General features: G+C 63.1%; 11 protein-coding genes. 5 read left to right on the top strand and 6 right to left on the bottom strand.

From position 1 onward, the window contains the following. Nucleotide 1 precedes the first annotated feature (1 nt). Nucleotides 2–1,243, bottom strand: a complete 1,242-nt coding sequence (locus tag JGU71_RS23850) for a sarcosine oxidase subunit beta family protein (protein WP_233530029.1) — start codon at nt 1,241–1,243, stop codon at nt 2–4. Between the two features lie 126 nt (nt 1,244–1,369). On the opposite strand from JGU71_RS23850, the gene JGU71_RS23855 reads away from it, so the two are divergent. From JGU71_RS23855 to JGU71_RS23875, 5 genes are all read left to right on the top strand, one after another. Continuing rightward, nucleotides 1,370–2,032: a GntR family transcriptional regulator gene (locus JGU71_RS23855; protein WP_199707045.1), complete on the top strand. Its 663-nt coding sequence runs from the start codon at nt 1,370–1,372 to the stop codon at nt 2,030–2,032. An 84-nt stretch (nt 2,033–2,116) separates the two neighbouring features. Beyond that, nucleotides 2,117–3,550, top strand: a complete 1,434-nt coding sequence (aspA, locus tag JGU71_RS23860; protein ID WP_199707372.1) for an aspartate ammonia-lyase — start codon at nt 2,117–2,119, stop codon at nt 3,548–3,550. A 9-nt stretch (nt 3,551–3,559) separates the two neighbouring features. Beyond that, nucleotides 3,560–4,495 carry an asparaginase gene (locus JGU71_RS23865; protein WP_199707047.1) on the top strand — a complete coding sequence of 312 codons (936 nt, stop codon included), beginning with the start codon at nt 3,560–3,562 and terminating at the stop codon, nt 4,493–4,495. 53 nt (nt 4,496–4,548) lie between these two features. Next, entirely contained in the window at nt 4,549–5,772 is a 1,224-nt protein-coding gene (locus JGU71_RS23870) for an alpha-hydroxy acid oxidase (protein ID WP_199707049.1), read from the top strand. Nucleotides 5,773–5,893: 121 nt separating this feature from the next. Next, a complete protein-coding gene (locus JGU71_RS23875) occupies nt 5,894–6,649 on the top strand; it encodes an N-acetylmuramoyl-L-alanine amidase-like domain-containing protein (RefSeq protein ID WP_443624202.1) in 756 nt (251 codons plus the stop codon). Nucleotides 6,650–6,719: 70 nt separating this feature from the next. On the opposite strand, the gene JGU71_RS23880 is transcribed toward JGU71_RS23875, so the two are convergent. The 5 genes from JGU71_RS23880 to JGU71_RS23900 form a co-directional block, all read right to left on the bottom strand. Then, nucleotides 6,720–7,691, bottom strand: a complete 972-nt coding sequence (locus JGU71_RS23880; RefSeq protein ID WP_199707050.1) for a glycine betaine ABC transporter substrate-binding protein — start codon at nt 7,689–7,691, stop codon at nt 6,720–6,722. Then, entirely contained in the window at nt 7,688–8,425 is a 738-nt protein-coding gene (locus JGU71_RS23885) for an ABC transporter permease (protein WP_199707052.1), read from the bottom strand. The genes JGU71_RS23880 and JGU71_RS23885 overlap by 4 nt, the downstream gene beginning before the upstream one ends. Continuing rightward, nucleotides 8,422–9,657, bottom strand: coding sequence for an ABC transporter ATP-binding protein (locus JGU71_RS23890; protein ID WP_199707054.1), 1,236 nt, complete (start codon nt 9,655–9,657; stop codon nt 8,422–8,424). The genes JGU71_RS23885 and JGU71_RS23890 overlap by 4 nt, the downstream gene beginning before the upstream one ends. Next, entirely contained in the window at nt 9,654–10,298 is a 645-nt protein-coding gene (locus JGU71_RS23895) for an ABC transporter permease (protein ID WP_199707056.1), read from the bottom strand. The genes JGU71_RS23890 and JGU71_RS23895 overlap by 4 nt, the downstream gene beginning before the upstream one ends. 219 nt (nt 10,299–10,517) lie before the next feature. Then, nucleotides 10,518–11,975 (bottom strand): flavin-containing monooxygenase, encoded by a 1,458-nt coding sequence (locus JGU71_RS23900; protein ID WP_199707058.1) that lies wholly within the window; start codon nt 11,973–11,975, stop codon nt 10,518–10,520. Between the last annotated feature and the right edge of the window lie 253 nt (nt 11,976–12,228).

Below are 12,228 nucleotides of genomic sequence, written 5' to 3' on the forward strand. Positions count from 1 at the left end.
TCTAGTGCGCGACGGCTGCGGCGCCGTGTTCGTCGACCAACGCGCCAGTGACGAACCGATCCAGACTGAAGGGCGCGATGTACGGATGGGGTTCGTCGTAGGCGAGGGTCTGAGCAAGGCACCAGCCGAGACCGGGCGTTGCCTTGAAACCGCCTGTCCCCCAGCCACAGTTGAGGAACACGTTGTCGTAGGGCGTGCGGCCGACGATCGGCGATGCGTCCGGGCACACGTCCACGATGCCGCCCCAACTTCGGAGCAGGTGCGCGCGCGCGAAGATCGGAAACAGCTCGACCGCCGCTGCCATCTGCCGCTCGATGATGTGGAATGCGCCGCGCTGACCGAAGCCGTTGTAGGAGTCGATACCCGCCCCCATCACCAACTCTCCCTTGTGCGCCTGGGAGACGTAGACGTGCACGGCATTCGACATGACGACGGTCGGGTGCACAGGCTCGAGTAGCTCGGAGACCAATGCCTGCAGTGGATGGCTTTGCACGGGAACGGCTATGCCGAGCATGTCGGTCAGCACCGACGTGTGCCCGGCCGCGCACAGCGCGACTTTGCCTGCGCCGATCGTGCCGCGATTGGTCCGGACACCCGTCACGCGGTTTCCGTCGGTCTCGAACCCGACAACCTCGCAACCCTGGATGATGTCGATGCCGGCAGCGTCGGCTCGGCGTGCGAAACCCCATGCGACGTAGTCGTGTTTCGCGATGCCCGCGCGCGGTTGGTAGGTCGCTCCCAGGACCGGATAGCGGATGTCGTCGGAGACGTTGACGATCGGGCACAGCTCCTTGACGCCGTCGGGCCCGACCCACTCCGCGTCGATGCCGTTGAGCCTGTTGGCTTCTACACGTCGCACACTGTCGCGCACGTCCTGCAGGCTGTGCGCGAGGTTCAGCACGCCTCGCTGACTGAACAGGATCGGATACCCGAGATCTTCTTCGAGCCCCTCCCAGAGTTTGAGCGAGTGTTCGTAGATCGCCGAACTCTCGTCCCACAGATAGTTCGATCGAATAACCGTCGTGTTGCGGGCCATGTTGCCGCCCGCGAGCCAACCCTTCTCCAGCACAGCAACATTGGTGATGCCGTGGTTCTGGGCAAGGTAGTGGGCCGTTGCAAGTCCGTGCCCGCCGCCGCCGATGATCACGACGTCGTAGGTCCGCCGCGGTTCGGGGTTGCGCCACAGAAAGTCAGGGTGTTCCAGCTGTTCGGCGCCAGGACCCATCTGGTCGGTTCGGTACATCCAACCGTCTCCTGTCGAACAGTCATCGCGAACTGATATATCAGTGTGTGTCGTTAGAGTAGAGTGCGTGTAGGTCGTGGTCAACAGGTCGTAGAAATATTCGTCGGAACACTCACAGGAGGCACCGTGAGCCTTGCACCGCTGCTCACCGAGAGCGCGCCGACCGATGCGGATCGCGCCTACGAACTCATCCGCGAGCGCCTCGTCCTGCTCGACATCCGCCCGAACGAGCCGATCAACGACGATGTCGTCGCGCGGTCGCTCGGGTTCGGCCGCACGCCGGTCCGCGAAGCGCTGAAACGACTCGAGCGCGATCGCCTCGTCGTCGCCTTCCCGCGGCGCGGCACCTTCGCAACGACGGTCGACATCACCGACCTCGCGCACATCTCGGAGATCCGCAAACAATTGGAGCCGCTCGCCGCCGCGCGGGCAGCGAGCAGTGCGGGCGCGGCGACAAAGCTCCGCCTGACCGATCTCGCCGAGGAGATTTCCCAGATCGCCCCTACCGACCACGACAATCGCGCACTACTGCAGATCGACGTGCGCGTGCACCGGGAGATCTACCGCGCCTCGGGCAATCCGTACCTGGAGGATGTGCTCGTCTGCCAGGACGCACACGCGACGCGAATCTGGTGCCTTTTCCTCGACCGCCTACCCGACGTCGCAAGCCATGTTCGCGAACATATTCCGCTGCTGCACGCCATCATCGACGGCGACGCGGACAAAGCCGCCGAATTGACGATCGAACACGTCGTCGGTTTCGAGAATGCGATCCGCGCCCTGCTCTGATGCGAGCCGGTTGACACTCGCCGTGAGTGCGACCACACTTGAGGCATGAACCTGTCAGACAGCCGGACAGCTGCGCCCCAGCCGATGACGGCTGTCCCCCAGTTCCGCATCGAACACGACCTCCTCGGCGACCGTGAGGTCCCCGCCGACGCGTACTGGGGTATCCACACCCTGCGCGCACGAGAGAACTTCCCGATCACCGGACGAACGATAGGTTCCAACCCTCACCTCATCGCCGGACTTGCCGCAGTCAAATGGGCTGCGGCAGCGGCGAACTGCGAACTCGGACTCCTCGACGAGGTCCGCGGCGACGCCATCCGTAAGGCCTGCAGGGAAATACTCGACGGCGCCTGGCACGACCAGTTCATCGTCGACGTAATCCAAGGCGGTGCCGGTACGTCGACGAACATGAACGCCAACGAGGTCATCGCCAATCGCGCGCTCGAACTCCTCGGCCGGCCACGGGGCGACTACAACTATCTCCATCCGAACGAACACGTCAACCTCAGCCAGTCGACGAACGACGTCTATCCGACCGCCGTCAACGTGTCGACGGTGTTCGCGATTCGCGAGCTGCTCGACGCGATGCGGGTGCTTCGCGAAGCGTTCGTCGCCAAGGCAACAGAGTTCCGGACCGTCGTGAAGATGGGCCGCACCCAACTGCAGGATGCGGTCCCGATGACGCTCGGGCAGGAATTCGGAACCTACGCCGTCACGATGACCGAAGACAGCGCACGGCTCGAAGAAGCGTCTCTGCTGGTCCACGAAATCAATTTGGGCGCAACAGCAATCGGCACCGGCCTCAACGCCGATCCGCGCTACTCGGCCCTTGCCTGTCGCTACCTGCGGGAGATCACAGGCCTACCACTCGTCACCGCAACGGATTTGGTCGAGGCAACACAGGACGTCGGCCAGTTCGTCCATCTGTCCGGCGTGCTCAAGCGCGTCGCCGTCAAACTCTCGAAAATCTGCAACGATCTTCGGCTGCTCTCCTCCGGCCCCCGCGCAGGCTTCGGCGAGATCAATCTTCCTGCAGTGCAGGCAGGTTCGTCGATCATGCCTGGCAAGGTGAACCCCGTCATCCCCGAGGTCGTCAACCAGGTCGCCTACGAGGTGATCGGCAACGACGTAACCATCACCATGGCGGCGGAAGCCGGGCAATTGCAGCTCAACGCCTTCGAGCCGATCATCGTCACGTCGTTGACGGACAGCATGACTCACCTCGGTGCCGCCTGCCGTACGTTGGCCGAACGCTGCGTCGTCGGGATCACCGCAAACGCCGACCACCTCCGCGAGTCGGTCTCCAACTCGATCGGCTTGGTCACCGCCCTCAACCCATACATCGGCTACCCGGCCGCGACCCTGATCGCCCAGGAAGCACTGCTGACCGGACGCAACGTCGCAGAGCTCGTGCTGGAGAAGGGCCTGCTCGATCCCGCCGAACTCGATCGGATACTGCAGCCCGAACACCTTGCGAATCTCGACACCTCCGCGCACCTGCCTCCTAAATCCACATAGGGTTTCGACATGCGCGACGTAGCAACCAAAACCATCGTGGTGGTCACGACCGGCGGCACCATCGCAGGCACGGCCAGCCCGGACGGGGCCATCCATCCGACTGTGGACGGCAGCGCATTCATCGCCAACGCCAAGGCCCCCGCCGACGTCGACCTGCGACTGCACGACCTGATGTCCACCGACAGCGCCCGTATGTCGTTCGTCGAGATGGATTCGATTGCAGCAGCGGTTGCAACGGCGATGGCGGAGGAGTCGACCGACGGTGTTGTCATCCTGCACGGCACCGACACGATGCAGGAAACGGCGATGCTCGTCGACCTGCAGCACGACGACCCACGTCCTGTCGTCTTCACCGGCGCGCAACGCCCGGCCGATCACAACGAACCCGACGGTCCTGGCAATCTCACCGCGGCAATAGCATTGGCAGCCGATGTCGACTCCCGCGGACGCGGAGTGCTGATCAGCTTCGGCGACGAGGTCGTACCCGCGCGCGGCGCCCGCAAGGTGCACACAACCGACCTCCGCGGCTTCGAGGGCGCCGCGGCTGCCCGAAAGGTGCTGGGCAGGTGCTCGATTGCCGGCACTCGCGTCGACATAGTCACGCTGTACCCGGGTGTCGACGCGACAGCAATCGACGCCTACGTCGCTGCGGGTGCTTCCGGCTTGGTCCTGGAAGCAATGGGCAGCGGCAACGCGAACCCGACGGTCGTCGACGCTGTACGTCGGAGCGTCGCCGCGGGAGTGACCGTCGTTGTGACCTCACGTGTACACGAAGGTCCGGTAGCAGCGACATACGGAGGTGGCGGCGGCGGTGTCGATCTCGTTGCCGCCGGCGCACTGGTATCGACGAACCTGCGCGCGAGTCAGTCCCGAATCCTGTTGGCGGCGCTGCTCGCCCACAAGACACCCCAGGCCGATATAGCCGATTGGTTTTCGGCGCGCTGAACCATCGCCACGTTCGGGTCGTCACCCTGACCGGCTGGTAGTAGACAGTTCCTATGCCTGATCGCACACCACGCCATCTCCCCCGCTGGTCCGAACTGCAACCACTGCTCGGCGCCCGCAAACCGATAGGCAATCCCGTCGACAGGCGACTTGCCCGGGCGCACACGATCGCGGATCTCCGCGACATCGCCCGTCGTCGTTCGCCCCGTTCGGTTTTCGACTATGTCGACGGCGCGGCGGAAAGCGAGGTCGGGATCGGCCGCGCTCGGGACGCGTATCGCCGCATCGAGTTCAACCCAAGGGTGCTGCGGGACGTGACGACTGTCGATACGTCGCGAACCATCCTGGGTAAGCGCGCCGCACTACCGTTGATCCTCGCGCCGACCGGATTCACCAAGATGATGCAACACGAAGCCGAACCTGCTGTGTTTCGAGCGGCCGCCGATGCCGATGTCCCCTATGCCCTCTCGACGATGGGCACCACCGGCATCGAGGAACTCGCCGCCGTGGCGCCGAACGGTCGACGGTGGTTTCAGCTGTACCTCTGGAAAGACCGTGCAGCGAGTATGGAACTCGTCGACCGGGCGCGCGACAGCGGCTACGACACGCTGCTGGTGACAGTCGACACCCCTGTCGCCGGAGCGCGTCTGCGCGACGTCCGCAATGGTCTGACCATCCCTCCGCAACTGACGTTCTCGACGTTGGCCGACATGTCTCGGCATCCGTCATGGTGGTTCAACCTGCTCACCACCGGACCGCTGGAGTTCGCGTCGTTCAACTCCTTCGACGGAACCGTCGCCGAGTTGATTGCCAAGATGTTCGATCCGTCTGCGACGCTGGACGATCTTGCTTCCATCCGCGCGGCGTGGCCACACAGGTTGGTGGTCAAGGGAATTCAGAACACCGACGACGCAAAGGCCGTAGTCGACCATGGTGCCGACGCGGTTGTCGTCTCCAATCACGGCGGACGCCAACTCGATCGAGCGCCGACGCCTCTCGAGCTGCTACCGAGCGTCGTCGAGGCGGTCGACGCTCGCGCGGAGGTGTTCGTCGACACCGGCATCATGCACGGCGGTGACTTGGTTGCTGCGGTCGGACTCGGTGCAACCGCCGGCATGGTCGGTCGCGCGTATCTGTACGGCCTGATGGCAGGCGGCGAGCGCGGCGTCGCCCGCGCACTCGAAATCCTGCACACCGAGACGACTCGGACGCTGCAGCTCCTTGGTGTAACCAGCATCGACGACGTCGGCCCCGAGCACGTCCGCCTGCGAACCTAGGCGGCGCTTGTGTCCCGGGGACTAGCGTTGACACCGACCGACCGATTCACCGCTCCCGGAGGCACACTTGCGCACCGTTGCACGCATCCTGCTACTCGTCCTCGCCGTTGCGTGCGGCACGATGCCGATGCTGCCCCTCGCCTCAGCCGCACCGTCGGCTGCGACGATCGACGACGCGACCTCCAGCAGGATCGACGAACTGCTCGCAGTCCGAAACGGCGCCGGCGCAGTGTCCAAAGGTGAGCTGACGGAGCTGCTGTCACGACAATTTCTCGGTACGCCCTATGTCGCCGATGTGCTGGTCGGTTCGGCAACGCAACCCGAACAGCTGGTCGTCGACTTCAACCGCCTCGATTGCTTCACCTATCTCGACTACGTCGAAGCTCTCAGCAGATCCGCTGACCGAGATCAGTTCGCGGCCAACCTGATCGCCACACGCTACGTCGACAGTCGCGTCGACTTCACCCAACGCAAACACTTCTTCAGCGACTGGTCGCATTCTCCCCGCATTGCAGCCACCGATATCACCGCTGCACTGACCGCTGCGGCCGTCACCGTCGACAAGCAACTCAACGCCAAAGGCGATGGCGGGAACTACCTTCCGGGAATTCCTGTCGTCGATCGCGCCATCACCTACATTCCGAGCGGGTCCGTAAACGACGACGTCGTGGGCCAACTGCGGACCGGCGACTACATCGGCGCCTACGCCGACCTGCCAGGCCTCGACGTCACCCACGTCGGCATCTTCGTCGCGACCCCCAGCGGTCCGGTGTTTCGCAACGCGTCGTCCATCCCGGGCGTCGACAAGGTCGTCGACTCCCCCTTTGCCGAATACGTCCGATCGACGCCGGGCATCGTCGTGCTTCGGGCTCAGTGAGGCGCTCCGCGCTCGTGAGTCCTTTCGGAGGGCAGAACCTCCAAAAGGACTCACGAGCGGCGGAGCCGCCTTACTGGATCAGCGACTCCTTCTTCAGCCAGTCGTAGGCGACGTCTGCTGGGTCTTCGCCGTCGATGTCGACCTTGCCGTTCAGTTCCTGCATCAGGTCATCGGTGAGACGCTCGGACACCTTGGCGATGAGATCGCCGATCTCCGGGTACTCCTCGATAATCTCGGCGCGCACAACGGCAGAGCCGCTGTAGGGCAGGAAGAACTTGCGATCGTCCTCGAGGACCGTGAGGTTCAGATTCTTCACGCGACCGTCGGTGGTGTAGACCATGCCGAAGTTGCATGGCGCGCTTCTGGCGGTCGAGGTGTAGACGACACCCGCATCCATCCTGGTGACGTTGTTCGACGGCACACCGCCCGGCGCGTTGAGCGCGATACCGTACGTCTCGAGCATCGGTACGAATCCGTCTGCACGGCTGAAGAATTCGTCGTCGACGCAGAAGGTACGGTCGGACTCCGGCAACTTCGCAACGTCCGAGAGTGTCTTCACACCGAGCCGTTCGGCCGTCCCTGCCGATGCGGCGAACGCGTACGTGTCGTTGAAGTTCGCCGGCGGCAACCACTCCAGATTGTGGTCCCGCTTCTCGACCTCGTAGACGCGCTTCCAGAGTTCGTCGGGATCGGAGATCACCTCGGTCTCACCGTGATAGTTCACCCAGCCGGTGCCCGTGTACTCCCACAGAATGTCGGCGTCGCCGTTGAGTTGCGCCTGCCGCGACGACGCGGACCCAGGTGCACCGGTCAGGTCGGTGACCTTTGCGCCGGCCGCGGCCAGGTACGTCGCGGTGATCTTTCCGAGGAGCACACCTTCGGTGAAGCTCTTCGAGGTGACGACGATCGGCGCACCGTCCAACGGCTTTTCTCCGCCGGGCAGCGACGCGTCGTGGAAGGTGCCCGACGAGCTGACCAACCCGCAGCCCGCTGCCGCAACAGCAGCGAGAGTCACTGCAGCCAAACGCAACCGGCGGATCATGCCACTCCTCGTGGGGTTGCGACCAACTCGACCAACCGGCCGAGCCAATCGATCGTCAACGCGAGCAGCCCGACCAGAATGGCACCGGAGATGAGCAGTTTCGGCAGGAACAGCGTCACGCCCGTTGTGATGAGAGTGCCGAGGCTGGTCGCGCCGATGAAGGTGCTGAGCGTTGCGGTGCCGACCAGAATCACCAGTGCGGTCCGGACACCGTTGAGGATGACCGGGACCGCGAGCGGCAACTCGACCTGCACGAGGGTGCGGACGCCCGAGTAGCCGATGCCCCGCGACGCCTCGATGGTCCGTTTGTCGACCTGATCGATACCGACGATGGTGTTCTGCAGAATCGGCAGGATTGCGTAGACGACGAGTCCCACTACCGCAGTGCGGAATCCGGTACCGAGCCACATGGTGAGCAGCACGATGAGCCCGACCGCCGGTGCGGCTTGCCCGACGTTCGCGATGTTCACCGCGATCGGCTTGAAGGACTTCGCCTTCTCTCGCGTGAGCAGGATGCCGAGCGGTATGGCGATCACGACGACTATGAGCGTGGCTGTCAGGGTCAAGACGATGTGATCGACGATCGTGGACCGGAGGTTGCTCCAGCCGAGTGACGCAGCCTCGGTTGCCGTCAACGTGGTCGAGCGGTACCAGAGGATGTATCCGGTTCCGAGGACGACGATGATCAGCGGCTCGAACCACACGTCGATCGGCGTGCGACGAAGTCGATTCATGCCGTCTGGCCCTCGGTGTAGGCCGCATAGGACACCTGGTCGTCGCCTGCGCGCGCGTCGGACAGTTGGCCGCGGATCACCGACATGATCGTCGCGATCGTGAGTGCGCCGGTCACCGCTCCCCTGCCGTCGGTGACGAGCACGCCACCCTGGCTTGCGGCGAGCATGGAGTCGAGGGCGTCGTTGAGTGTCGACGACGGTGCCACGGTCGGTAGCCGATTGTCGATGTAGTCGGTGATTCGATCCTTGGTGGCTACTTCCTCCAGCGACGGCCACGAGCGTGCCCGACCGTGTTCGTCGACGACGACGATCCACGTCGCGCCCTTGGAGCGCGCTCGAGCGATAACTTCCTGCGACGAGTCCCCGACTCGCGCGGTCACAACCGAATCGTGCGCGACGTCTTTGACTCGCGACAGGGTCAGGTGCGCGAGCGTCGCGCCCGAACCGATGAACTCTTCGACGAAGGGGGTGGCCGGTTTCGCGAGGATCTCTTCCGGGGTTGCGTACTGCTCGATATGGCCGCCCTCGGACAGGATCAGCACCTTGTCGCCGAGCTTTGTGGCCTCTTCGAAATCGTGTGTGACGATCACGATCGTCTTGCCGAGCTCGTGCTGGATCGCGATCAGCTTGTCCTGCAGACGAACTCGGGTGATCGGGTCGACAGCACCGAACGGCTCGTCCATCAGAAGCACCGGTGGATCAGCGGCGAGTGCGCGCGCAACGCCGACTCTCTGCTGCTGTCCGCCCGACATGTCCTTCGGGAGCCGGTCCCGGAAGTCGTTCGCGTCGAGACCGACGAGATCGAGCAGGTACTCGGTGCGATCGGCGATGCGCTTGGCGTCCCACCCGAGAACCCGCGGAATGGCGCCGATGTTCTTGGCGACCGACCAGTGCGGGAACAGGCCACCGGACTGGATGACGTAGCCGATCGACTGCCGCAGTTTGTCCGGGTCTTCGCCGGTGACGTCGCGGTCGCCGATGAAGATGCGACCCTCGCTCGGCTCGATCAACCGATTGATCATCTTGAGCGTCGTCGTCTTACCGCAACCGGACGGTCCGACGAAAGCGACGATGTCACCTGCTTCGATCTCGAGGTCGATCTTCTGCACGGCGGGCTTCTTCTGTCCGCGGTACTGCTTGACCACTCCGTCGAGCCGAATGGCGGCACCGGTGACAGTTCGCTCTGCCTTCGAAGCACTCTCGGCCGCGGCTCCGATCGATTCGTCGGTCATGACAATCCCTTCGCGATGGTGAGGCGCCCGAGGAGGACGAGCAGGGCGTCGAACACCAAAGCGATGACGACGATGAGGACAGTTCCGGTGACGGCCATCTCGACGGAATTGGTACCGCCCAGTCGGGACAGGCCGTTGAAAATCAGTGAGCCGAGACCGGGTCCGAGGACGTAGGCGACGATCGCTGCGACACCGACGACCATCTGCGTCGAGACCCGAATTCCGGTGAGGATGACCGGCCAAGCCATGGGCAGAGACACCGAGAACAAGATGCGGCGGCGCGAAAGCCCGATTCCTTTGGCGGATTCGATGACGGAATCCGGCACCGACCGCAAACCGACAATCGCGTTTCCGATCACCGGCATCGCCGCGAAGAAGGCCAGCATGATGAACGACGGAACTACGCCGAGACCGAACGGAACGATCAGCAATGCCAGCAATGCAAGCGACGGAATGGTCAACGCCACGCGGCTGGTCGTGAGGGTCAACGCAGAGAACAACGGGAAACGATATACCGCTATTGCGATGACGATCGCGACGAGCGTTCCGACGAGCACGGTCTGGAAAGCAAGCGACGCATGCTGATACGTCAGAAACGCAAGAAATTCCCCCCGTCCGTCGAGGTAATTCCAGATACTCACGAAACGTCCTCCCGCGGCCACCTTGTTCGTGGTGCACCGGTTTCCGGTACATCGGACGGCGACGTTACCGCTGGACTGCGAATCGCGTCGGCGTTTCGGTAGCTCGATCGGCTCTCGTAAAACGGTCGGCTACATCGATACCTGGTACAACAAAGCAACCCTGGACGGGTAAACCTTTGGAATCAGGGCGATTTTAAGTGCGCGGATTTGGACGGCCGCTCAGGAGACCGGTCCGGAGAACTCCAAGACATCGTCGTGAATACTGCCGCTGCGCAAGTTGACTCGGTCGACGAAGAAATTCATCTTCAGCTTCCAAGGCGCCTCGGAACCTTGCTTCGGGAACTTGTCGACGGTCCGCAGAACATAATTCGCAGCGAAGTCCAGGAACGGTTCTTCCCCAACATTCGGATCGCGACGCGGCACCATTACCGTCTTGCCGTTCTTCTTCATGTGCTTCAGCAATCGAACGGTGTACTCGCACACCAGATCAGCCTTCAGCGTCCACGACGCGTTGGTGTATCCGATGACGAAGACGAAGTTGGGAATGCCGCTGAGCATCATGCCCTTGTATGCCATCGTCGATGGGAGATCGATATCCTTGCCGTCGACAGCGAGTTGCACTCCACCGAACACGTGGAGGTTGAGACCCGTTGCCGTGACGACGATGTCGGCGTCGATCTCCTTGCCGGACTGCAGCCGGATCCCGGTCTCGGTGAAGGTGTCGATGTGGTCGGTCACGATGTCGACCGTGTGTTTGCGGAGCGCTTTGAACAGATCCCCGCTCGGCACGAGACAGAGCCGCTGGTCCCACGGGTCGTATTTCGGCTTGAAGTGAGTGTCGAAATCGACGTCGTCGGGAAGTTGGCGTTCGAGCAACTTGCGCAGCAGCAACCGTGCCTCGTTCGGGCGACGTCGGCAGAATTCGTAGAACCCGATGCTGATGGCCAGGTAGCGACCCCGCACGGCCTTCGACGCGTACCGCGACGGGAGTCGCTTGATCAGCTGCTCGGCGATGGGGTCCGTCGTCGGCTGGCTGATGATGTAGGTCGGCGACCGCTGCAACATCGTCACGTGCGCGGCTTCCTTCGCGAGATTAGGAATGAGCGTCACCGCGGTCGCGCCCGACCCGATCACAACGGCACGCTTACCCGCGAAGTCGAGATCTTCCGGCCAATGCTGCGGATGAACGATCTGTCCCTTGAAGTCGCTCAGCCCGGCAAAGTCCGGCGTGAAACCCTCGTCGTAGCGGTAATAGCCCGATGTCGACATCAGGAAACTGCACGTGAGCTGCGACGTCTCGCCGGTATCGGTGTGCTCGATGTTGACCGTCCACCGTTCGTCGACGCTCGACCACTCGGCGCGCACAACCTTGCTGTTGTAGCGGATGTGGTCGAGGACCCCGTTTTCCGTTGCCGCTTCCTCTATGTAGGCGCGGATATCGGCGCCGTCGGCGATCGCCTTCCGTCCGGTCCACGGCTTGAACCGGTAACCGAGGGTGTACATGTCCGAATCGGATCGAACCCCCGGGTAGCGGAAGAGGTCCCACGTTCCACCGAGCGTGTGACGTGATTCGAGCACAACATACGACCGTTCGGGGAAGCCCTTACCGAGATGAACAGCGGCGCCGATGCCCGACAGTCCAGCTCCGACGATGATGTGATCGAAATGCTCGGTCAACTTCGACTCCTGAGGGTTGGGTGCGCCACGATGCGCGTTCAGTGAGTCTATTCATTGCCGTTTATTGCCGTAACAGATACGCCCGAACACTGACGGTTGACCGCTGGATCATCGTGGACACGCTCAGATCACCGGCTGTCGAATCGAGGTGGCGCATGTTGCTCGTCCACCTCGGGTCGCCGGGGGCGGCGCAACACTTTCATTCCTGCTGCGCGCAACTCGTTGGCGACGCCGCCTTCTGGACGACGATCTC

The organism is Antrihabitans stalagmiti, assembly GCF_016482825.1.
Classification (GTDB): domain Bacteria; phylum Actinomycetota; class Actinomycetes; order Mycobacteriales; family Mycobacteriaceae; genus Antrihabitans; species Antrihabitans stalagmiti.

What these genes read in the sequence shown, in the direction of transcription:
- JGU71_RS23850 (WP_233530029.1), bottom strand. Translation starts at nt 1,243, where the DNA reads ATGTACCGAACCGACCAGATGGGTCCTGGCGCCGAACAGCTGGAACAC.
- aspA (WP_199707372.1), top strand. Translation starts at nt 2,117, where the DNA reads ATGACGGCTGTCCCCCAGTTCCGCATCGAACACGACCTCCTCGGCGAC.
- JGU71_RS23865 (WP_199707047.1), top strand. Translation starts at nt 3,560, where the DNA reads ATGCGCGACGTAGCAACCAAAACCATCGTGGTGGTCACGACCGGCGGC.
- JGU71_RS23870 (WP_199707049.1), top strand. Translation starts at nt 4,549, where the DNA reads ATGCCTGATCGCACACCACGCCATCTCCCCCGCTGGTCCGAACTGCAA.
- JGU71_RS23875 (WP_443624202.1), top strand. Translation starts at nt 5,894, where the DNA reads ATGCCGATGCTGCCCCTCGCCTCAGCCGCACCGTCGGCTGCGACGATC.
- JGU71_RS23880 (WP_199707050.1), bottom strand. Translation starts at nt 7,691, where the DNA reads ATGATCCGCCGGTTGCGTTTGGCTGCAGTGACTCTCGCTGCTGTTGCG.
- JGU71_RS23885 (WP_199707052.1), bottom strand. Translation starts at nt 8,425, where the DNA reads ATGAATCGACTTCGTCGCACGCCGATCGACGTGTGGTTCGAGCCGCTG.
- JGU71_RS23890 (WP_199707054.1), bottom strand. Translation starts at nt 9,657, where the DNA reads ATGACCGACGAATCGATCGGAGCCGCGGCCGAGAGTGCTTCGAAGGCA.